The sequence below is a fragment of the Rhodanobacter sp. B05 genome (assembly GCF_002001085.1).
Classification (GTDB): domain Bacteria; phylum Pseudomonadota; class Gammaproteobacteria; order Xanthomonadales; family Rhodanobacteraceae; genus Rhodanobacter.
This window is the reverse complement of sequence record NZ_MUNU01000006.1, coordinates 21419-41030: the sequence shown is the minus strand read 5'-3', so window position 1 is coordinate 41030 and position 19612 is coordinate 21419. Positions and strand designations below refer to the sequence as shown.

Genomic DNA, 19612 nt, shown 5'->3' with positions numbered 1-19612 from the left:
CTCAACGCCGCAGGATACGGCCAAGCAACCAGCCCGCGCCCAAGGCGATGGCGACCGCTTGCACCGGCTTCTCGCGCACATAGTCGCGCGCCTGCTCCAGCCATTCGTCGGCGCGCTCGCGGGTCTGCTCATACGCGGCGCGACTGCGCTCGCTGACCTCGGCGGCCTTGTCGGCGGCGCGATGGGCCGCTTCGGCGGTCTTGTCGGTGGCGTGGTGCAGGCCCTCCTCGACGCGATCGGCGACGTGATCCACCTTGTCCTTGGTGCTGGCCACGGCATGGGATGTGGCCTGCTTGACACGCTCGGCTCGCTCGTCGATGCGGTCGCCGACAGGCTGTTCTGGGGTTTGGACTTGCTTGTTCATTACCTGCTCCGGGTTGGGGCTTGTCTGGGCAAAGATGTCGAATTATCGGGCGCGGCGGAAGAATGCGATGGCCGCGAGGATCAGGAAGATGATGAACAGGATCTTCGCGATGCCGGCAGCCGCGCCGGCAATGCCGCCGAAGCCGAGCACGGCGGCGATGATCGCAATGACGAGGAAAACCAGGGCGTAGTGAAGCATGGGGATGGCCTCTTGGGGGAATGACGCCGCACTCACGGCCGCCATGTAGCGCCATTCACCCATATCGGGTGCCACGCGGGCGTGAAGGGCGCCACCGCGGCCATGCACGCCGCGCCCACGTTTGATCAGCCTCCGACCGAGGGATTGAGGCTGTAGGTGCCGACGAGCTCGGTTTGCGCCAGCACATGGCCGGCCATCGCCACCCGCAATTGCTCGCGCGAAAAGCCCTTGACCAGCGGCAAGCTGACGACGTCGAGTGCATACAGGGTGAAATGGTAGTGATGCAGCAAAGTGTCGTTCCAGGGCGGGCACGGGCCGTCATAACCCAGATATTCGCCACCCATGTCGGCATCGCCGGCGAACCAGCCGGTGTAGTCGTTCGCGCCCTGCACGTTGCCGGGCGGACCGAACGGCTCGCGCTTGCCGCGCGGAGTGACTTCGTCGCTGCAGGCGCCCGCGGCCAGTTCGCCGCACTCGGCCGGGATGTTCGCCATCAGCCAGTGCACGAACTCCACCCTGGGAAGATCCGCCGGCACCATGCGGCCTTGCTGGTTCACATCGTCACCCCGGCTGGGCACGTCGGGATCGATGCAGGTGAGCACGAACGAACGCGTCGCTGGCGGCGCATTTTTCCAGGCCAGATGCGGGCTGTGGTTGTCCGACAGCGCGAAGGGGTCGGCGCGCCTGCCAAAAGCGAATTCGGGCGGGATAGGGCGACCGTTCTCGAAATTGTCGCTGCGTAATTGCATGGGGTGTCTCCGCTCGGGTTGCATGTTGCGTGTGAAGTGCGATTCCTGCCTGCGCAGGAATGACGGTAAAAGAGGCGACGTCCGCCCACCATTGTCATTCCTGCGCAGGCAGGAATCGCACTTCAACGGCTACAGAATAGTCGGATACAAGTCCCGCCACTCGGCATTGCCCTCGTCGATCAAGCGCATCTTCCAGTCGCGCTTCCACCGCTTGAGCGTCTTCTCGCGCAGGATCGCCGACTCCATCGTCGGATGAAGCTCATACCAGACCAAGGTGTGGATGCCATAACGGTGAGTAAAACCTTCCACCACGTCGTTCTTGTGCTGCCAGATGCGCTTGACCAGGTCGCTGGTGACGCCGATGTAGAGGACGCCGTTCTTCCTGCTCGCCAACATGTAGACGCGGGGTTGTCGCCTGTCCATGGCTATGCCTCGTAGTGAAGAGCGATTCCTGCCTGCGCAGGAATGACGATGGTGTAAGTGATGGGTAGACGTGTCGTTCCTTTTATCTTGTCATTCCTGCGCAGGCAGGAATCGCTTTACAACAGCGAAGCTGGTCATCGCTCTTCACCGCAGCGCAGGAATGACATGGGACTCACGGCTGATACGTCACCCGATACACCGCCCCCGCCAGATCATCGCTGACCAGCACGCTGCCGTCGGGCATCGGCTGCACGTCGACCGGGCGACCCCAGGCACTCTCGTCCTGTTCGAAGCCGGTGATGAGCGGCTCGTATGACAGCACCTTGTTCCCTTTCAGCCGAACCGTCATCACGCGGTAACCGGATTTCTTCGTGCGGTTCCATGAGCCGTGCTCGGCGACCAGGATCGCACCGCGGTAGCTGGCCGGGAACTGCCTGCCTTCGTAGAAACGCATGCCGAGCGAGGCCACGTGGGCGCCCAGCTTCAGCACCGGTGGCGTGTAGTCCTTGCAGGCATGGCCCTTGCCGAACTCGGGATCCAGGAGGTCGCCCTGGTGGCAAAACGGATAGCCGAAGTTCTGCCCGACGCGGGTGATCTCGTTCAATTCGTCGCTGGGGATGTCGTCACCGAGCATGTCGCGACCGTTGTCGGTGAACCACAGCCGCTTCGTGCCGGGTTGCCAGTCGAAGCCGACCGAATTGCGGATGCCGGTGGCCACGTCCTGCCAGTCGCTGCCATCGGCGTTCATGCGCGTGAGCTTGGCGTAGTCGGGGCCGGGGTTGCAGATGTTGCACGGCGCGCCGATCGGCACGTACAGCTTGCCGTCGGGCCCGAAGGCCAGGAAACGACCGCCGTGATGGTCCTTGTCGGGAAGCTTGTCGGTGACCAGCTGCGGTTTCGGCGGGTTGTCGAGGTGCTGCTCGATGTCGCGCAACACGAAAATCCGGCTGACCGCCGAAACATACAGATCGCCATCGTGGAAGGCGACACCGATCGGATTGTGCAGACCACTGGCAATCACCCGCACCTGATCGGCCACGCCAGCGCCCTTGCTGTCGGTGAGCGCGTAGACCTTGCCGGCGCCGCTGGAGCCGACGAACACGGTGCCGTGGCTGCCCAGCGCGATCTCGCGCGCATTCGACACCTGATCGGAATACACGGCGATATGGAATCCCTTGGGCAGGGTCAGCTTGTCCAGCCGGGGCGCGGCCAGCAACGGCAGCGACACAACCGCCAGCAACAACGACATCAGCACGCGCATGAGCAGGCTCCTTCGTCATGGAGCCGCCAATGTATACCCGGCCGCGTGAAGCCAGCAGCAGCGCGGCCCGGTAAACTGGCGCTCCTCACAGGGGAGTTGCATGAGCGAACTGGACGACCTCACCACGCTGGTGCGCGCAGCGACGCCGCTGCTGGTCATCGAGACGGTGGACGAGCAGCGCGTGATCGAGTGCTTCCGCCACGTGATCGCGCAGGCGCTGCGCCCGCTGTGGCGCTGGTCGCTGACCGACGGCCTGAGCCGGCTCGATTTCGCCCAGACCGATGGCGCGGTGGCGCCGGATGCCACGGCCACGCTCCACGCGATTCGCGCCCAGGGCGAACCCGGCATCTACCTGATGTTCGATTTCCACCCGTTGCTGGGCTACGCGATGAGCCTGCGCCAGCTGCGCGAGATCGTGCAGCGGCAACATTCCGCCGCGCACACCATCGTGCTGGTCGGTGCCAGGGTCGAGTTGCCCGCGGAACTGGAGGCACTGGCCCTGCGCATCCCGCTGTCGCTGCCGGACATCAGGGAGCTGGCCGGCATCCTGCGCGGCGAGGCGGCCGGCTGGCAACGCGAACAGGGCCGCCGGATCGAAGTGGACAACGATGCCGCGCGGACCATCGTGCGCAACCTGCTCGGCCTGTCGGCACCCGACGCCCGACGCATCGTGCGCAAGCTGATCTACGCCGACGGCGCGCTCGGTCCCGGTGACCTGCCGGTGCTGATGCAGTCCAAGTTCGAGCTGCTCAACCGCTCCGGCCTGCTGCACTACGAATACGCCACCGCCAGCTTCGCCGACATTGCCGGCGTCAGTCGCGTGCGCGAATGGGTGCAGCGCCGCCGCGCGGTATTTCTCTCGCCCGAAGCCACGCCGATGCTCGATCCGCCACGCGGCGTGCTGCTGCTCGGCGTGCAGGGTTGCGGCAAGAGCCTCGCGGCGAAGGCGATCGCCGGCGGCTTCGGCGTGCCGCTGGTGCGGCTGGACTTCGGCACGCTGTACAACAAGTATCAGGGCGAGACCGAGAAGAACCTGCGCGAGGCGCTGGCCAGCACCGAGCTGCTGGCGCCGTGCGTGCTGTGGATCGACGAGATCGAGAAGGGCCTCGCCGGCGGCGGCGATGACGGCGGCGTGTCGCGCCGCGTGCTCGGCTACCTGCTGACCTGGATGGCCGAGCGCAAGGCCAAGGTGTTCGTGGTCGCCACCGCGAATGCAGTCAACGAACTGCCCGCCGAGCTGCTGCGCAAGGGCCGCTTCGACGAGATCTTCTTCGTCGACCTGCCGCAGGCCTCCGTGCGCAGCGAGATCTTCGCGATGCACCTCGCCCGCCGCAAGCTCGACCCCGCCACGTTCGACCTTGGCGCACTCGCCGCCGCCAGCGACGGCTACTCAGGCGCCGAGATCGAACAGACCATCGTCAGCGCGTTGTACGACGCGGCCGGCAACGGTACGCCACCGGATCAACCTGCCTTGCTGCATGCCCTGCAGCAGACCCGGCCGCTGTCGCTACTGATGCGGGAACAGGTGGAAGCGCTGCGGGCGTGGGCACGGGAGCGGTGCGTGGCGGCGGATTGAACTGGCGCTGCCCGCAAGGTGAAGCCGGGCTACACTAGCGGCGCACCATTCCACCGCGGGGCCATGACCATGCTGCTTGACCAGTTGCATGTACAAAGCGAGGCCATTCACGCCGCATGCCGTCAGTACGGCGCGCGGCGCATCCGCGTGTTCGGCTCGGTGGCCCGCGGCGAGGAACGTCCGGACAGCGACATCGATTTTCTGGTCGATTTTCCGCGCGGCTACGACTTGTTCACCCAGCGCCTGCCGCTCGCCGAACGGCTGGCCGAAATCACCGGCCGACGCCTTGACCTCATTCCCGAACATGAACTCAATCGCCACCTGCGCGACAGCGTGCTGAGCGAGGCCGTGGATCTGTGAGCAAGGCATGGCAGGCCTATGCGCAACATATCCTCGATGCCATCGAGAAAATCCGGCGCATCCAGCAGCGTGGCGATCTGACCCGGGACGAGATGCTGCACGACGCCACCCTGCGCAACCTGCAGACCTTGTCGGAAGCCACGCAACGTCGGAAGCCACGCAACGTTTGCCGGATGAGCTGAAACGGCCTTACCCGGCGATCCCGCGGCAACAGATCAGCGGCTTCCGCAACATTCTTGTGCACAACTATCTCGGCGACATCGACGCCCAGACCGTACAGGCCATCGTGCAGCAGCATCTGCCGCCTCTGGAAGCTGCCATCCGCAGCATGCTCGCCTGCTGAGCGAGCCCGGGACTAGTGCCAAACCCCGGGTTTCTCCGCGGTGTTGAAACCGGAAGCCACTCGGCCTGTTGACGGTGCCGATTCGGCGCCCTGTTTCGGCGTAGTCTTGAACACCTATCGTCGGGAGGGTCGAACCATGTTTCGTCGCACCTGCAAGCTGCTCGTCCCATTAATCGTGGCGTTGCTGGCCCCGGCCGTTGCCAGCGGCGCGCCTGTCAGCGCCTCCGAGGGCACCACCACGGCACTGCAGCAGGCCGTGAACGGCCACTGGCGTTCGGCCGCCAACCGGGCGCGCGACCAGTACCGGCATCCGGTCGAGACCCTGCAATTCTTCGGCATCAGGCCGGACATGACGGTGGTCGAACTGGCACCCGGTGGCGGCTGGTACACCGAAATCCTCGCGCCCTTCCTCTACGCGCACGGCCACCTGATCGAAGCCGCGCCGGCGACGGCCGCAAAATTCAGCGCCAAGCTCAAGGCCGATCCGGCGGTGTACGGACACATCGGGAAATTCGTCCCGTTCGCACCGCCGTACCAGGTGAACCTAGGCGCCGACAACTCGGCCGACATGGTGCTCACCTTCCGCAACACGCATGACTGGCTCAACCACAGCCCGGCCACCCTCGACTCTGTGTTCCAGGCCGCGTTCCACGTGCTCAAGCCCGGCGGCGTGTTCGGCGTCACCGAACACCGCGCCAGACCGTTCGCCGATGCCGTGGACAGCGCCAAGGCGCTGCATCGCCTGCCCGAGGATTACCTGATCGCGCTCGCACTCAAGACCGGCTTCCGCGTGGCCGGCGTATCCGAGATCAATGCCAACCCGAACGATCCCGAAGACATCAACGTGCACCGCCTGCCGCCGGATCTGGCCGGCCCCGACAGCGAGCACGCGAAGATGAAGGCGATCGGCGAGTCGGACCGGATGACGTTGCGGTTTGTAAAGCCGTGAGAATGCGGCACTGATGTGAACGAGAGCCATGTCATTTCGGCTGGCGCGTCGGAGTGTTTATAAATGTCTCAGAGCTGGCCCAATTGCTCCTACAGCTGGCGCGCATGGTCAGCTGTCTTCGCATGGTTTCGTCGCCGCCTTGAAGGCAGCACCATGCGGCACCTCTATCCATCCGCGATCACTATAAATTGCTGATCTAAATCTAATGAAGAGTAAGCATTCATGGCGCGAACAAGAGCCGTCCATCTAGAACGCTATGCGAATGAACTTCCTGGAGAAGATCGATCGTATGGTGGTAACAATTTCTATGTGGATCCTGTACCAAGAACCGCTTGGTTCGTGAATCTACGCGCGATGACGCCACCCTCTCATTGGCGAGCCCTTAGTCAGTATGTCATCGCGCGGGCTGGCAGACGGTGTGAAATTTGTGGGTCTTCCGAGCGTTTGGAAGCCCACGAACGATGGGACTTTGACGAAACAACACACAAACAAAGGCTCGCGCGGATCGTATGCGTATGCAAGATGTGTCACCTCTCCATTCATACGGGGATTGCCGAGATCCTAGGTATTCGCGCTGATGTGGAGAGTCACATTTTTCTGCTGACAATGTGGGGCAAGCGTGAGATGAAGCGCCACATGAAGGAAGCTGGGGAGAAGTGGGAGCGCCTGTCGCGAATCTGGTGGGATATCGATGTGACGGTTGCTTCACGCGCAGGTCTGACGTTGTATAGCAAAGAGGAATTGTGGTGGCGAGTAAATGACAAACGCCGGAAGGCCACTGAGCAATCGGAAAGTAGGTGTCTCATGATTGACGGTTATGCCTGTGATTATTCGGAGCAATTGACCGACGGGTTCGTTGTGTTCATCCCCGACACCGATGAGCAAACCTTGGATGGTCTCCCGGTGTCCGGCGGGATTAGCGTGGACTATTGGTGCAAAAATCCTGCTTTGATTGATCCAGAAAAATCTCGAATAGCATTGAAGACATATATGCAGGCATATCGCAGACCTTACGGGATCGGTAGCGATGAGGCGTTGACCGAAGCGTTGAAGGACCGGTCACAACCAAGGCGATTGGTGATGACAGAGAATGTGAATGTCACACACGAAATGTTGGACGAAGGGTTGCGTGATGGGATCATATTTTCTTGGGCGTCCTGAATAGCCGTCGGTCAGCGGATAACGCACCATTCGAGTCCAGTAACGGTCCGGGTGCGGACGCAGTAACTAGGTCAGAGCCGTTTATGTGGCTTGCTGCGTTGACCTCGAGCCTAAATCGCCGCGAAGCTCCCACTTTCACGCCCTCAATCCAATCATGTCCGAACTACCACTCTTCCATCTCGCCTTCCCCGTGACCTCGCTAACCAACGCCCGCGCGTTCTACGGCGAGCTGCTGGGCTGCCCCGAAGGCCGCTCCAGCGACAGCTGGGTGGACTTCGATTTCCACGGGCACCAGATCGTGGCGCATCTGGCGCCGGAGGAAACACGCGCGGTGGCGGCGCACGATGTGGATGGCGACAACGTGCCGGTGCGTCACTTCGGCCTGGTACTGGAGATGGACGCCTGGCAGGCGCTGGCCGAACGGCTGCAGGCGGCCGGCACGCGTTTCGTGATCGAGCCGCATATCCGCTTCAAGGGCCAGCCCGGCGAGCAGGCCACGATGTTCCTGCTCGATCCCTGCGGCAATGCGCTGGAGTTCAAGGCGTTCGCCGATCGCGCGCAGCTGTTCGCGAAGTAGCGCGTCGATGGAAGCGGCTGATCTGAAGAAGCTGGTGGTCGTGCGCATGCCGTACGGCAAGTATCAGGGGCAGCTGATCGCCGACCTGCCCGGCGCGTATCTGGCATGGTTCGCGCGCAAGGGTTTTCCGAAAGGCGAGCTGGGCCAGTTGCTGGCATTGATGCTGGAGCTGGATCACAACGGGCTGTCGTCGCTGCTCGATCCGTTGCGCCAGCGCTGACAGGGCGCGCGTCGTTACACTGGCGGCCCATGAATACGCCTCCGACGCCGTTCCATGACATTGCCAGCGCACTGGCCGGCGAGGGCTGGTGTGTGGTGCCGGATTTCCTTTCGGCCGCGCAGACGCGGGCGCTGGCCGATGACTGCCGCGCGCTGCGCGACGCGCAACGGCTGACGCCGGCACGAGTCGGCGGCTTGCGCACGGCCACACCGTTGCGCAGCGACAGCACGCACTGGTTCCAGGCCGATGCGCTGAGCGCGCCGCAGCAAGTGTTCGTCGATCGCCTCGACGCGCTGCGGGTGACGCTCAACCGCGAGCTGATGCTTGGGCTGGTCGAATGCGAATCGCATTACGCGGTGTATCCGCCCGGTGGCAGCTATACGCGTCATCTGGATCGCCTGCGCGACAGCGACGCGCGGGTGCTGTCGGCGGTGTTCTATCTCAACGAGGCGTGGCGCGTGGCCGACGGCGGCGCGCTGCGCCTGTATCTGGCGAATGGTTCGTCGCACGACATCTTTCCGCATGCCGGCACCTTGCTGCTGTTTCTCTCGGCACAGTTCGAGCACGAGGTGCTGCCGGCCAGGCGCGAGCGCATGAGCATCGCCTGCTGGATGCGGCAGCGGGCGCTCGCGCCGACGTTCTGATACGCCGACGTCTACCGGCTCGCCGCGTCGGGCCCGAGCAGTTCGATTTCGGCCAGTGCCGTCGGCACCGTGCCGGCCGATGGATCGAGGCGCAGCCGGTAATACGCATGCTTGCCCGGTGCATGCACGGCAAACGCGCGCGTCTGTTGCGGCCACGCAAAGCGCTCGTGCCGGCGCGCATCCAGCGTCTGCCAGTGCTTGCCATCGCTGGATGCCTGCAACTGCCAGTCCGAGGGCGCCGCGGCGCTGGCGCCGGAAGTCAGCGTAAGCATCGTGACTTCGCGTGGTTGCGCGAAGTGCCAGCTGATCGTGGTCGGCGCCGCGGGCAGCGCGGCTTCGGTACGGCTGTCGTTGTCGGACAGTGCCGCCAGCTGCGGGATCGCTGGCGAGCTGCTGACTTCGCCGTGACCGCCATCGGTGAGATCGCGCAGCGGCAGCGGATTGCCGTGCGCGGTGAGTGACGGCGGCAGCGCCGCTTCGTCGCTGGCCCAGGCCGAAGGTTTCGGCCCCATCGTGAAATCCAGCGTGGCACCCTGCGCCAGCAGCGCGTGCGGCAGGGTCAGTCGGTTCCACGGCTGGCCATTGACGCGCAGGCTCTGGATGTAGCGGTTGCTGTCGCTGACCGCGGGCGCATCGATCACGATGTGCCTGCCGTTCTCCAGAGCAATGTCCATGTGCGGGAAATACGGTGCGCCGATCACGTAGGCCGGCGTGCCCATGCGCAGCGGATAAAAACCGGCGGCGCTGAACAGGTACCAGGCGGACATCTCGCCGTTGTCCTCGTCGCCGGGATAACCCTGGCCGATCTCGCTGCCGACGTACAGGCGCGACAGCGCATCGCGGATCTTGTCCTGCGCCTTCCACGGCTGCCCGGCGAAATCGTACATGTAGATGATGTGGTGCGAAGGCTGGTTGCTGTGGCCGTACTGGCCCATGCGTACATCGCGTGCCTCCAGCATTTCGTGGATCGGTTCGCCGTAACTGCCGACGTGGAAGTTGCCTGGCGTGGCGAAGAAGGCGTCGAGTTTCGCCGCGAGGCCGGCGCGACCGCCATAGAGCGCCCCCAGCCCGGCGCCATCCTGCACCGCGTCGAAGGCCATGTTCCAGGCGTTGGTTTCGGTGTAGTCGCCGCCCCAGCGCAGGGGATCGAAACCCGCCTTGTCGACACGCCAGTGGCCGGCCGCATCGCGGCCGACGAAGAAACCGACCGCGGGGTCGAACAGGCTGACGTAATCCAGCGCGCGGTTGCGGAAGTACGCTGCGTCGTCAGCGTAGTGCGCCGCATACGGATCGTTCGCGGCAGGCTGCGCGGCCAGCGCCGCGGCCAGGTTGCCGATGCCGAAATCGTTGAGGTAGCCGGCCAGCGACCACGACAGGCCCTCGCTGGTCGCCGTGTCGGTATAGCCATTGAATACCGAACGTGCGAGCCCCTTGCGACCGGTGCCCGCCAGCGGGCTGACCACGGTGGCATCCTTCAGCGCGGCCTGGTAGAAGGAGCGGACGTCGAAGTTGTGCACACCCTTCAGCCATGCATCGGCGAACGCCACGTCGGCACTGGTGCCGACCATCAGGTCGGCGTAGCCGGGCGAGGACCAGCGCGCGATCCAGCCGCCGTCGCGGTACTGCTGCACGAATCCGTCGATCATCGCGCCGGCCTGCTCCGGTTCGAGCAGGGTGTAGGCCGGCCACGCGGTGCGATAGGTATCCCAGAAGCCATTGTTGACGTAAGGCTTGCCGGCAAGCACCCGCGCGCCGGTATGCGTCGACGTGTCCGTTCCGGTCGGTGCGGAGAACGGACTGGCATAACGGTAGACCGGTTGCGTCGCGCTGCCGGTGTTCTCGTACGCCTCGTTCGGGTACAGGAACAGTCGATAGAGATTCGAGTAGAGCGTGGTGAGTTCGTCGCGGCTGGCGCCGCGCACGCTGACGATGCCGAGCTGCTTGTCCCAGGCCCGCTGGGCGCGCTCGCGCACGTTATCGAAACTTTCGTCGGGGGCGATCTCCAGCGCCAGGTTGTGCCTGGCCTGGGCCAGGCTGATCAGCGAGGTGGCGATGCGCAGGTTCACCACCCTGTCTTTCGAGGTGTCGAAACCGAACCAGGCGGCGACCTGATCGCGGCCCGCGCCGTGCAGGCGGCCGCTCTGCGTCACCGCCCGATCGACCACGCCGTAGAAGAACAGGCGGCCGGCGCCGGCGGAAAGCCGGCTCTTCACGTCCGACCAGCCACTGAAGCTGCGCGACGCGGGATCCAGCACGATGCCGCCGTGGTCGTTGCGATTGTCGAAGACCAGTTGCGAGCGCCCGCCCTTGAAGGTGAAGCGGAACATCGCCGCATGGTCGGTGGGCGCGACCTCGGTGACGATGCCGTCGTCGAAGGCGACGCGGTACAGATGTGCGTGCGCGACTTCATGCGCATGGCTGAAGCTGAGTGCGCGCGCTGCGCGATGCAGGTGCGGCGGGCCACTGGCCACCGACGCCGGCATCAGCTGGAAGGTCTGCCGATCGCCCATCCACGGGCTGGGCTCGTGCGACAACGCAAAGGCCTCGATGCGCGGCCGGTTGTCCGCGCCGTTGCGCTGCTGGTACTGGTAGATCCAGTCGGAGCCGGCATCCGTCACCGGCGTCCAGAGGTTGAACCCGTGCGGCATCGCCACGGCGGGGAAGGTGTTGCCGCGCGAGAAGCGACCGTTCGAATTGCTGCCACGGCGGGTATCCACGAAGTCGCTGGGACGCTGGCGCGCATCGACCGGCGCGGGACCGATGCGCAAATCGTCCAGATAGCCCTGGAAATGCGCCGCCGGACCGTCGTGGATCAGCACGATGCGCTTGATCGTGCGTCCGGCCGCGACCGGGCCCAGATCGATCGACAGCAAGTTCCACTGGTCCGGATACAGGGTGCGACCCTCGCCCTGGGCATGCGCCGCTATGCCGATCCGGTGCTGGTCGACGGCACCCCGGGTGGACAGGTGGCTGCCGTCGTCGAACTGCAGATCCACCGCGACGTAGTTGGCCGGATTGCGCAGATCACCCGGGTTGGAGCAGGGGAAGATCAGGTAGGACAGTTGCGTATCCGCCCGCACCGGCAGGTTCACCGTATACAGATCGGCTGCCTGCCGGCCACCGGCGTCACCGCGATAGTGCAGCGACTGCAACCCGCTGAAACCGACGCCGGGCTTCGCATCGAGTGCGGCAGCGGCGCTCGGACCGCCGGCGACGTCAATGCCAAACGGCGCATTCGCCGGCGAGGTCGGTGGTGCCGGTTCGACCGCTTCGAACGAGCGGAAGAAGGTCGTTTCCGGGGTGGCGGCGGCAAGCAGGGGCAGCAGCAGGCAGGCGAGCCCGCAAATCAGTGCCCATCGCCTGTCCGTACGCGGGATCACGGTGTTGCCTGACTGATGCATGGCTTCGCCCTGGTTGGTCCGCGGAAAGGATACGCGCCACGTCGAAGCCGCGGTATCGCGATCTGATCCCGACGGAGCGGCGACTCAGCCGATCGGCGACATCCCCTCGGCCAGCGCGTTGAAGCGTGCGGCGATGTAGTCGTCGGTGTAACTGGTCATGCCCCAGTCGCGGATGAAGCCGCAATGCCCGCCATAGGGCGCGAGGTCCAGCTCCACGTTCGGCGGCAGCTCCAGCGTCTCGAAACTGCCGACCGGGATCACCGGGTCGTCCTTCGCGGTAAGGATCGTCGCCGGAATCTGCATCGCCTGCATCGCGTCGCCAGCCACCGAATAGCCGTCCAGATACTGCTGCAGCGACTTGAAGTCGGTATGCCGCAGCACCAGCGCCTCGGTCAGGCCGCGCAGGTGCTGCTTCAGCTCAGACATCTCGAAATAGCGGTGTTGCGGGAACGCCTGCTGCTTGAGCAGCAGCGAATGGCGCCACTTGCGCATGAAGTAGGCCTGGTAGAACCATGGCGCGGATTCTTCCAGCGAGAACAGGCCCACCGCCGGGTCGATGATCGGGCATACGGCCAGCACGTAGGCCAGCGGGATGCCCACCCGCGACGTCTGGATCGCCGCGCGCAGGGCGAAGTTGCCGCCCAGCGAAAAACCGGCCAGCGCCATCGGCCGCATCGGCCAGCGCTGCGCGATGTCACCCAGCGCATGCACCACTTCGTCGATGCGGCAGGAGTGGAACAGCGCCTCGTTGAGCCCGTGGCTGTCGCCGTGGTCGCGGAAGTTGAGCCGGAAGATGTCCCAGCCGTCGGCGAGCAGGCGGCTGCCGGTCTGCAATACGTAGGTGGAGTCGACGCTGCCTTCCCAGCCGTGGAACAGCACGGCGAGTCCACGCGATGTCGACGCGACGCGCTGCGCGGTGTAGGCCCCGGTGAGGCGCACGCCGCCGCCGCCATCGACCACCACCGGCTCGGCGCCCTGCAGCACCGTCTTCGCCGCGCGCGGCAACAGCAGGCGACGCACGCCGCTGGAGGACAGCATCGTCTGCACATGTCCGCTGCGCAGCAGCCGCGGCGGCCGGAAGTCCTTTCCGTGCGGCAGGTTCATGCGGCGCGATCTGCCAGGGCCGCAGCGATGCGTTCGCGCGATTGTTCGGCCATGCGCCGACGCCCCTCGGAACTGGCCGGCACCGGCGGCAGGAAATGCACCTCGGCATCCATCCGCGGCTCGCCCAGCAGGCGCAGGAAATTGCCCACGAAACTCTCGTCCTCGCGAAAGCCGGCATCCACGATCCGCCTGCCGCCACGTGCAAAGCGCAGCGCCACCGGTTGCACCGGCACCTCGGCATCGAGCGCGGCCTGGAAGATGCGCGCATGGAATATCTTGAGCACGCCGTTGTAGCCGCTGCCGCCTTCGGGAAATACCGCCACCGAACGCCCTTCGCGCAGCCGCTCGACCATTACCTGCATCACCGCCGCCAGCGAATGGTTGCTGCCACGGCGATGGAAGATGGTGCCCCCGCTCGCGGCCAGCCAGCCGACCAGCGGCCAGCCGGCGATCTCCGCCTTCGCCACGAAGCAGGCGGCACGCTGGCTGTGCAGCAGTTCGATATCGATCCATGAGGTGTGGTTGGCGACGAACAGCACCGGATCGGCCAGCGGCTGGCCGACGCGCACCGCACGCAGGCCGAAGATGCGCATCAGCCCAGTCGACCACCAGCGAACCAGCCGGTGCGCGAACGGCTCGTGGCCATGGTGCATGACGCGATGTCGGTTCCAGCTCAGCACCAGCCCGGCCAGCAGAATCGCCAGCACCGCGTACACCAGCAGCAGCGGCACCCGCCACAGGTAACGCAGCGGGCGCAGCAAATCGCGTTCGGCAACGGTGGCGGTGTCGATGCTCATCAGTCAGTTAGTTTAGCGTTAGTCGACCCCACCGCGGCGATGCCCGCGCTGAACGGATCCACATCCATCCTCACCGCTCCAGCTGGGTCAGCGGCAGCGACGGCGAACGCTTCACGGTGCGCAGCACGAAGCTGGAATTGACGTCGGCCACGCCGCTCGCGTTGAGCAGATGATCGAGCAGAAAACGCGAGAAGTCCTCCAGGTCCGCCACGTAGACATGCAGCAGATAATCCATGTCGCCGGTCAGGGCATGGCAGGCCACGACTTCATCCCAGCCGTTGACGCGTTCAACGAAACCCTCGACCGCCGCGCGCTCGTGCTTGCTCAGTTGGACCCGCACGAAGGCCTGCAGGCCCAGGCCCACCGCCTGCGGATCGATCTGCGCCGCATAGCCGGTGACGATCCGCTCGGACTCCAGCCGCTGCAGCCGGCGCAGACAGGCCGAAGGCGACAGGCTGACCCGCTCGGCCAGCTCGGCGTTGCTGATGCGCCCCTCGCCCTGGAGGACGGCGAGGATGCGCAGGTCGGTACGGTCCAGGGTCGGCATACGCAATAATCACTCTGCGAATATTCGTGTAACGCAATAATAATGCAAATCGCGCCCCCGATTTTGCAACAAAACAATCTTCGTGCCTGCGATTCGCTCTAAGCTGCTTGAAGTCCCACGCCCGGAGCAAGCCATGGCAGACCCCACGCCCCGCAAAGTCGAGCATCAGCAGACCGATCGCGGCTACGTGCCGGTGTACGCCACCGGCGTGGTCGAGCAGCCGTGGGCCAGCTACAGCAGGACCGACCACGAGGTGTGGGACACCTTGTTCAAGCGCCAGCGCGAACTGCTGCCCGGGCGTGCCTGCAAGGAATTCATGCAAGGTGTCGAGCGCTTCGGCCTGGGCGATGGCGGCATCCCGAAATTCAGCGAGCTCAACGAAGTGCTCAAGGCCGCCACCGGCTGGGAGGTCGTCGCGGTGGAAGGCCTGCTGCCGGACGAGGTGTTCTTCGATCACCTGGCCAACCGGCGTTTCCCGGTGAGCTGGTGGATCCGCAAGCCCGACCAGCTCGACTACCTCAGCGAGCCGGATCTGTTCCACGACCTGTTCGGCCACGTGCCGCTGCTGCTCAACCCGGTGTTCGCCGACTACATGCAGGCCTACGGCCGCGGCGGCATGAAGGCGTTCGCGATCGGCCCCGAAGCGCTGATGAACCTGACCCGCCTGTACTGGTACACAGTGGAGTTCGGCCTGATGAACACCGACGAAGGCATGCGCATCTACGGTGCCGGCATCGTCAGCTCCAAGGGCGAGTCGATCTATTGCCTGGACTCACCCTCGCCGAACCGCATCGGCTTCGACATCGAGCGCGTGATGAGCACGCGCTACCGCATCGATACCTACCAGCAGACCTATTTCGTGATCGAGGACTTCGAGCAGCTGTTCGAGGCCACCCGCCCGGACTTCACCCCGATCTACGCGAAGCTGCACGAGCTGCCCGCGCATGCGGCCGGTGACGTGCTTGAGGATGACCGTGTGTTCACCCGTGGTGATCGCGTGGGCTGGGCGAGCGGCGCGGATACCTGATGCGCTACGAGCGCGCCTATTTCACCACCCGATCCAGCCACGGTCTGACAATGTCGATCCACAACGCATAACCCGTGCGATTCATGTGCAGGCCGTCGCCGATGAACCATTTCGCCTGCGGCTGGCCATCTGTTCCAAGCATCGGCGTGAACACATCCAGGTAGGTGACGCCATGCTTGCTGGCCGCATAACGGCGAACCAGTGCATTGGCCTCGCGGATCTGCGGCAAGAGTTCCTGGCGCGCCACGCTGGGCTTGATCGCGATGAAGGCGATCGGCACACCAGGGTCGAGCGCACGCGCCTTGCGCACGAAGGCGGCGAAGTCGTCGCGTACACGGGCCGGGCTGTCGCCGTCGGCCAGATCGTTGTCGCCGGCATACATCACGATGGCACGCGGATGGTAGGGCGCCACGATGCGGTCGGCGAAAAAGGTGGCGTCGTCGATTTCGGAACCGCCGAAGCCGCGGTTGATCGTCTTCACCTCGGGAAAGTCGCTGGCCAGCGTCTTCCAGAAGCGGATCGACGAACTGCCGATGAACAGCACCGCGCCTGCCGCTGGCGGATGCTGGCGGTCGGACGCCTGGAACGCGGCGATATCCTGATTCCACTGGGCGTGGTCGTTCTCGCGATTGTCGCGAGCCCGGGCCAGCGAGGGCAGCAGGCAGAGCAACAGGAGAAACGCGACGGTCTTCATCGACTGGCACCCTGCGGGGCGGTGGTGTCGCCAAGCCTAGCGCGACCGCGCCAGCTCCGACACCTCCAGCACCTGCGCGATGCGCACACCGTCCCAGCGATAGACCAGGTGTTGTGCCTGCACGCAGGGCGCGACCACGTCGGGATGGAACGCGGCCACGCATTCGCCGCCGACATGACGCGCGCTGTCGAACACGATGCCATTGGAGCCCCCATCGCGCAGCCGGCGCGCCAACGCCACGCTGCCCACATAGCTGTCCGGATCGTGCGCCTCCAGCCAGCCTCCGCGGATATCGTGCAGCTTGCTGTCGATGCGGGTGCGGTAGCAGCGCATCTGGATCTCGCAGGCCGGTTCGCTGGTCGCGGCGAGGAAGCGTTCGCGGTGGTAGACGGTTTCCTCGACCGCGGTGGCCACGCTGTGCGCGGCATAGAACACGCCCCAGGTGCCATCGGAGAAACGGCTGCCCTCGGGATTGAGATGGGTGAACGCCGCCATCACCGGCGTCGAGCCGGGCCCACTGAGGCGGCGCTCCTGCGGCACCTGTCGCAGCGCACCGGCCTCTTCGCGCAGGCGCGGATTGGTCATCGCCTCGAGCGCGAACACGGCATCGAGATCGGCCGGATCGGCAACGCGGTCGTACACGCCGACGGTGGGAAAGCGGCTGGGCACGATCCGGTACGCCTGGTTCCAGCGAATGCGCTTCAGCGGCGGCAGATCGGTCGGCATCGAGGCTCCATGTAGCGGCTCGCCGCTCAGCTCGGGGAAGTCAGGGAGCATCCTGCGTGGCGGTCTCGCCGGTCGCGACCGCACTCAGCCGCGCTGGGCATCCAGGTATTGCCGCACCACGAACAGGTCGGCGACGTTGCCCGACAACATGCGCTCCAGCGCCGACTGACCGCCGAACAGGGGAGCGCTGTTCGGCCTGTGCAGCCAGGCGTCGGCCTGCGCTGGATCGGGGAACAGGATCTGCAGCGCCTGCCAGATGCCCAGCAGGTAGCTGATCCGCTCCAGCGTGTCGCGGCCGAGCGCGGCATCGCGCTCGCGCTTCCACTTGTAGAACGTCGACTCCGGCGGATCACCCAGCAGCTTGCGCTGGTCGGCGATGCGCAGCTGCCACTGCGCGGCCATGCGGAAAAAGGTGCGCAACGCGGGGCCGGCCAGTACATCGGACGACACTGGGTAGCGTGACGCGGCTTCGGCAACGCGAGAGGATTGGGTGGCCATGGCGCATGACTCTCCATAGGAAGTCATGTTTTATTCTACTTCATATGGAAAGTAATCACCAGGTTACCTCGAATCCGATTCTCCATGCGGCGTGGCATGCGGCGGCTTGGCGCAATCGCAGCCGAAATCCGGCTCCGGCCCGCCATCGGCGATGAAGTGATCGATGCGCTTTTCCAGCACCGGCAGCGGCACCGAACCGGTCGACAGCACGGTGTCGTTGAAGTGGCGGATATCGAATTTCGGGCCCAACGCCTGCTCGGCCTTCGTGCGCAGTTCGCGGATCTTCAGATAGCCCAGCTCGTACGACAGCGCCTGGCCGGGCCAGCTGATGTAGCGGTCCACCTCGTTGGCGATCTCGCGGTCCGAAAGCGCGGTGTTGACGGTGAGGTAGTCGATCGCCTGCTGCCGCGTCCAGCCCAGGTGATGAATGCCCGTGTCCACCACCAACCGGCAGGCGCGCCACATCTGGTAGGTGAGGAAGCCGAACTGCTGGTACGGCGTCTTGTAGATGCCCATCTCGTTGCCGAGGTATTCGGAGTACAGGCCCCAGCCTTCGCCATAGGCGGAGATGTAGCCGTTGCGGCGAAACGCGGGCTGGCCGTGGCTTTCCGCCGCCAGCTCGAGTTGCAGCGCATGCCCGGGGTAGGACTCGTGCAGGGTCAGCGCGGGCATGTTGTACAGCGGTCGCGATTTCAGGTCGTAGGTGTTGACCAGATAGACGTCCGGACCGCCGCGGCCGGAGGTGTAGTACGGCGCGATGTCGGCCGGCACCGGCTCGATGGCGAAGCGTGCGCGCGGCAGGTGGCCGAAGAATTTGGCCATCTGGCCGTCCACTTCCTTGGCCACCCAAGCGCTCTTGTCGAGCAGCTCCTGCGGTGTCTTGGCGTAGAACTGCGGATCGTTGCGCAGGAACGCCAGGAAGGCGGGGAAGTCGCCCTTGAACCCCGAGTCCTTCATCACCTCGAGCATCTGCGCGTGGATTTTCGCCACCTGCTCCAGGCCGATCTGGTGGATCTGGTCCGGACTGAGGTCGAGCGTGGTGTATTCGCGGATCTGCTGGCGATAGAACGCCTTGCCATCGGGCATCGCCTCGGCGGCCAGCGTGGTACGCGCCTGCGGCACGTACTCCTCGTGGAAGAACTTCAGCAGCTTGGCGTAGGCCGGAATCACCTCGTCGCGGATGCGTTGCAGCGCCTGGCCCTGCAGTGCCTGCGCCTGGTCGGCGGGGATCGACGCCGGCAGGTTCTTGAACGGCGCGTAGAAGCTGCTCTGGGTAGGGTCCTTCAGCTCGGCCACCGCGGCGATCGAGACGTCACGCCCTTTCAGCACCTCGCGCGGCACGCTGAAGCCGCGCTTCAGGCCGAGCCGCATGTTGTCGATCTCCTGGTCGAAGTAGGCCGGGATCTGGCACAGCCGATCCAGATACTTCCGGTAATCGTCGACGCCGCGCAGGTGATCTCCGCCCAGTTCGTAGCCAACATCGGACCAGAACGCCGAGTCGCTGTTGAACGGCATCTGCCAGGTTTCGAACTTCTGGTCGGCCAGCAGGTTGCTGATCTGCGCGTGATACACCTCGAAGTTGACCCGGTTGGTCGGCGTCAACCCAGCCACGTCGATCGCATCGAGCTGGCTCATCACGTGCTGCCAGTAGTCCAGGCGCAGCTGCTGGCTGGCCGCACCCATATCGTCCAGCCGACTGTTGTCCGGCGATGCAGCCACGGCCCCGGCCGCGGGGTGGCCGGTTCGCCAGGCCCATTCGGCGCTGTAGATGTGCCTGAACTGGGCATCCGCGCTGCCATCGGCAACGCCGGACGGCGCGGCCGCCGCATGGACCAGCGACAGCAGACCCATGGCCAGCACGCAGATGGCCAGACGGGTGATCCTCAGGGTGATGTTCACGCAGGCTCCTTGGCAAGGCGGGAGCGTGCCGGGAAGGGCGCCACGTCGCATGACTGGCTGCCGCATCCGGGCAAGCCCATTCAGCGTACCGCGG

At 65.1% G+C, this 19612-nt stretch carries 23 protein-coding genes; 10 read left to right on the top strand and 13 right to left on the bottom strand.

The window, feature by feature from the left end:
• Position 1 precedes the first annotated feature (1 nt).
• The 5 genes from B0E47_RS01625 to B0E47_RS01605 all read right to left on the bottom strand — a co-directional run bounded on the left by B0E47_RS01625 (position 2) and on the right by B0E47_RS01605 (position 2995).
• Positions 2-364, bottom strand: coding sequence for a DUF883 family protein (locus tag B0E47_RS01625; protein WP_077511841.1), 363 nt, complete (start codon positions 362-364; stop codon positions 2-4).
• 42 nt (positions 365-406) lie between these two features.
• Complete coding sequence (locus tag B0E47_RS01620) at positions 407-562, bottom strand: DUF1328 family protein (protein WP_077511839.1); 156 nt, start codon at positions 560-562, stop codon at positions 407-409.
• Positions 563-687: 125 nt separating this feature from the next.
• Positions 688-1311 (bottom strand): YbhB/YbcL family Raf kinase inhibitor-like protein, encoded by a 624-nt coding sequence (locus B0E47_RS01615; RefSeq protein WP_077511837.1) that lies wholly within the window; start codon positions 1309-1311, stop codon positions 688-690.
• 129 nt (positions 1312-1440) lie between these two features.
• Positions 1441-1734, bottom strand: a complete 294-nt coding sequence (locus B0E47_RS01610; protein ID WP_077511835.1) for a GIY-YIG nuclease family protein — start codon at positions 1732-1734, stop codon at positions 1441-1443.
• Between the two features lie 172 nt (positions 1735-1906).
• Positions 1907-2995: a PQQ-dependent sugar dehydrogenase gene (locus B0E47_RS01605; RefSeq protein WP_077511833.1), complete on the bottom strand. Its 1089-nt coding sequence runs from the start codon at positions 2993-2995 to the stop codon at positions 1907-1909.
• A 100-nt stretch (positions 2996-3095) separates the two neighbouring features.
• Here B0E47_RS01605 and B0E47_RS01600 point away from each other — a divergent pair, with 100 nt between their 5' ends.
• From B0E47_RS01600 to B0E47_RS01565, 9 genes are all read left to right on the top strand, one after another.
• The gene (locus B0E47_RS01600; RefSeq protein ID WP_077511830.1) at positions 3096-4571 is read left to right on the top strand and encodes an AAA family ATPase; all 1476 of its coding nucleotides are present in this window, start codon (positions 3096-3098) and stop codon (positions 4569-4571) included.
• Between the two features lie 63 nt (positions 4572-4634).
• Positions 4635-4931, top strand: a complete 297-nt coding sequence (locus B0E47_RS01595) for a nucleotidyltransferase family protein (RefSeq protein WP_217318878.1) — start codon at positions 4635-4637, stop codon at positions 4929-4931.
• Positions 4928-5113 (top strand): hypothetical protein, encoded by a 186-nt coding sequence (locus tag B0E47_RS17120; RefSeq protein ID WP_217318877.1) that lies wholly within the window; start codon positions 4928-4930, stop codon positions 5111-5113. The genes B0E47_RS01595 and B0E47_RS17120 overlap by 4 nt, the downstream gene beginning before the upstream one ends.
• Complete coding sequence (locus B0E47_RS17115) at positions 5098-5274, top strand: HepT-like ribonuclease domain-containing protein (protein ID WP_217318876.1); 177 nt, start codon at positions 5098-5100, stop codon at positions 5272-5274. Before B0E47_RS17120 ends, B0E47_RS17115 begins: the two co-directional genes overlap by 16 nt.
• Before the next feature lie 136 nt (positions 5275-5410).
• On the top strand, positions 5411-6223 hold the full coding sequence (locus B0E47_RS01585; protein WP_077511828.1) for a class I SAM-dependent methyltransferase: 813 nt from the start codon (positions 5411-5413) through the stop codon (positions 6221-6223).
• A gap of 522 nt (positions 6224-6745) precedes the next feature.
• The gene (locus tag B0E47_RS01580) at positions 6746-7384 is read left to right on the top strand and encodes a hypothetical protein (RefSeq protein ID WP_077511826.1); all 639 of its coding nucleotides are present in this window, start codon (positions 6746-6748) and stop codon (positions 7382-7384) included.
• A gap of 154 nt (positions 7385-7538) precedes the next feature.
• Positions 7539-7961, top strand: coding sequence for a VOC family protein (locus B0E47_RS01575; RefSeq protein WP_077511824.1), 423 nt, complete (start codon positions 7539-7541; stop codon positions 7959-7961).
• 7 nt (positions 7962-7968) lie between these two features.
• Positions 7969-8181, top strand: a complete 213-nt coding sequence (locus B0E47_RS01570) for a DUF3820 family protein (RefSeq protein ID WP_077511822.1) — start codon at positions 7969-7971, stop codon at positions 8179-8181.
• A 29-nt stretch (positions 8182-8210) separates the two neighbouring features.
• Positions 8211-8825, top strand: coding sequence for a 2OG-Fe(II) oxygenase (locus tag B0E47_RS01565; RefSeq protein ID WP_077511820.1), 615 nt, complete (start codon positions 8211-8213; stop codon positions 8823-8825).
• A gap of 11 nt (positions 8826-8836) precedes the next feature.
• On the opposite strand, the gene B0E47_RS01560 is transcribed toward B0E47_RS01565, so the two are convergent.
• The 4 genes from B0E47_RS01560 to B0E47_RS01545 all read right to left on the bottom strand — a co-directional run bounded on the left by B0E47_RS01560 (position 8837) and on the right by B0E47_RS01545 (position 14674).
• Positions 8837-12226 carry a GH92 family glycosyl hydrolase gene (locus B0E47_RS01560; RefSeq protein ID WP_077511818.1) on the bottom strand — a complete coding sequence of 1130 codons (3390 nt, stop codon included), beginning with the start codon at positions 12224-12226 and terminating at the stop codon, positions 8837-8839.
• Between the two features lie 84 nt (positions 12227-12310).
• Positions 12311-13330 (bottom strand): alpha/beta fold hydrolase, encoded by a 1020-nt coding sequence (locus B0E47_RS01555; RefSeq protein WP_077511816.1) that lies wholly within the window; start codon positions 13328-13330, stop codon positions 12311-12313.
• Positions 13327-14127: a lysophospholipid acyltransferase family protein gene (locus B0E47_RS01550; protein ID WP_077511814.1), complete on the bottom strand. Its 801-nt coding sequence runs from the start codon at positions 14125-14127 to the stop codon at positions 13327-13329. The genes B0E47_RS01555 and B0E47_RS01550 overlap by 4 nt, the downstream gene beginning before the upstream one ends.
• A gap of 70 nt (positions 14128-14197) precedes the next feature.
• Complete coding sequence (locus tag B0E47_RS01545; RefSeq protein ID WP_077511812.1) at positions 14198-14674, bottom strand: Lrp/AsnC family transcriptional regulator; 477 nt, start codon at positions 14672-14674, stop codon at positions 14198-14200.
• A 133-nt stretch (positions 14675-14807) separates the two neighbouring features.
• Between B0E47_RS01545 and phhA the strand changes: the two genes are divergently transcribed.
• Positions 14808-15701 carry a phenylalanine 4-monooxygenase gene (phhA, locus tag B0E47_RS01540; RefSeq protein WP_077511810.1) on the top strand — a complete coding sequence of 298 codons (894 nt, stop codon included), beginning with the start codon at positions 14808-14810 and terminating at the stop codon, positions 15699-15701.
• A gap of 16 nt (positions 15702-15717) precedes the next feature.
• Here the strand turns inward: phhA and B0E47_RS01535 are convergent, their stop codons facing one another.
• From B0E47_RS01535 to B0E47_RS01520, 4 genes are all read right to left on the bottom strand, one after another.
• The gene (locus tag B0E47_RS01535) at positions 15718-16395 is read right to left on the bottom strand and encodes an SGNH/GDSL hydrolase family protein (protein WP_077511808.1); all 678 of its coding nucleotides are present in this window, start codon (positions 16393-16395) and stop codon (positions 15718-15720) included.
• A 36-nt stretch (positions 16396-16431) separates the two neighbouring features.
• Entirely contained in the window at positions 16432-17121 is a 690-nt protein-coding gene (locus B0E47_RS01530) for an RES family NAD+ phosphorylase (protein ID WP_077511806.1), read from the bottom strand.
• A gap of 84 nt (positions 17122-17205) precedes the next feature.
• Entirely contained in the window at positions 17206-17619 is a 414-nt protein-coding gene (locus B0E47_RS01525) for an MbcA/ParS/Xre antitoxin family protein (RefSeq protein WP_077511804.1), read from the bottom strand.
• 63 nt (positions 17620-17682) lie between these two features.
• Positions 17683-19470: a DUF885 family protein gene (locus B0E47_RS01520; RefSeq protein ID WP_077511973.1), complete on the bottom strand. Its 1788-nt coding sequence runs from the start codon at positions 19468-19470 to the stop codon at positions 17683-17685.
• Positions 19471-19612 lie beyond the last annotated feature (142 nt).

Coding starts and splice junctions, on each gene's coding strand:
- B0E47_RS01625 (WP_077511841.1), bottom strand. CDS start 364: ATGAACAAGCAAGTCCAAACCCCAGAACAGCCTGTCGGCGACCGCATC.
- B0E47_RS01620 (WP_077511839.1), bottom strand. CDS start 562: ATGCTTCACTACGCCCTGGTTTTCCTCGTCATTGCGATCATCGCCGCC.
- B0E47_RS01615 (WP_077511837.1), bottom strand. CDS start 1,311: ATGCAATTACGCAGCGACAATTTCGAGAACGGTCGCCCTATCCCGCCC.
- B0E47_RS01610 (WP_077511835.1), bottom strand. CDS start 1,734: ATGGACAGGCGACAACCCCGCGTCTACATGTTGGCGAGCAGGAAGAAC.
- B0E47_RS01605 (WP_077511833.1), bottom strand. CDS start 2,995: ATGCGCGTGCTGATGTCGTTGTTGCTGGCGGTTGTGTCGCTGCCGTTG.
- B0E47_RS01600 (WP_077511830.1), top strand. CDS start 3,096: ATGAGCGAACTGGACGACCTCACCACGCTGGTGCGCGCAGCGACGCCG.
- B0E47_RS01595 (WP_217318878.1), top strand. CDS start 4,635: ATGACCATGCTGCTTGACCAGTTGCATGTACAAAGCGAGGCCATTCAC.
- B0E47_RS01585 (WP_077511828.1), top strand. CDS start 5,411: ATGTTTCGTCGCACCTGCAAGCTGCTCGTCCCATTAATCGTGGCGTTG.
- B0E47_RS01580 (WP_077511826.1), top strand. CDS start 6,746: ATGTGTCACCTCTCCATTCATACGGGGATTGCCGAGATCCTAGGTATT.
- B0E47_RS01575 (WP_077511824.1), top strand. CDS start 7,539: ATGTCCGAACTACCACTCTTCCATCTCGCCTTCCCCGTGACCTCGCTA.
- B0E47_RS01570 (WP_077511822.1), top strand. CDS start 7,969: ATGGAAGCGGCTGATCTGAAGAAGCTGGTGGTCGTGCGCATGCCGTAC.
- B0E47_RS01565 (WP_077511820.1), top strand. CDS start 8,211: ATGAATACGCCTCCGACGCCGTTCCATGACATTGCCAGCGCACTGGCC.
- B0E47_RS01560 (WP_077511818.1), bottom strand. CDS start 12,226: ATGCATCAGTCAGGCAACACCGTGATCCCGCGTACGGACAGGCGATGG.
- B0E47_RS01555 (WP_077511816.1), bottom strand. CDS start 13,330: ATGAACCTGCCGCACGGAAAGGACTTCCGGCCGCCGCGGCTGCTGCGC.
- B0E47_RS01550 (WP_077511814.1), bottom strand. CDS start 14,127: ATGAGCATCGACACCGCCACCGTTGCCGAACGCGATTTGCTGCGCCCG.
- B0E47_RS01545 (WP_077511812.1), bottom strand. CDS start 14,674: ATGCCGACCCTGGACCGTACCGACCTGCGCATCCTCGCCGTCCTCCAG.
- phhA (WP_077511810.1), top strand. CDS start 14,808: ATGGCAGACCCCACGCCCCGCAAAGTCGAGCATCAGCAGACCGATCGC.
- B0E47_RS01535 (WP_077511808.1), bottom strand. CDS start 16,395: ATGAAGACCGTCGCGTTTCTCCTGTTGCTCTGCCTGCTGCCCTCGCTG.
- B0E47_RS01530 (WP_077511806.1), bottom strand. CDS start 17,121: ATGCCGACCGATCTGCCGCCGCTGAAGCGCATTCGCTGGAACCAGGCG.
- B0E47_RS01525 (WP_077511804.1), bottom strand. CDS start 17,619: ATGGCCACCCAATCCTCTCGCGTTGCCGAAGCCGCGTCACGCTACCCA.
- B0E47_RS01520 (WP_077511973.1), bottom strand. CDS start 19,470: ATGGGTCTGCTGTCGCTGGTCCATGCGGCGGCCGCGCCGTCCGGCGTT.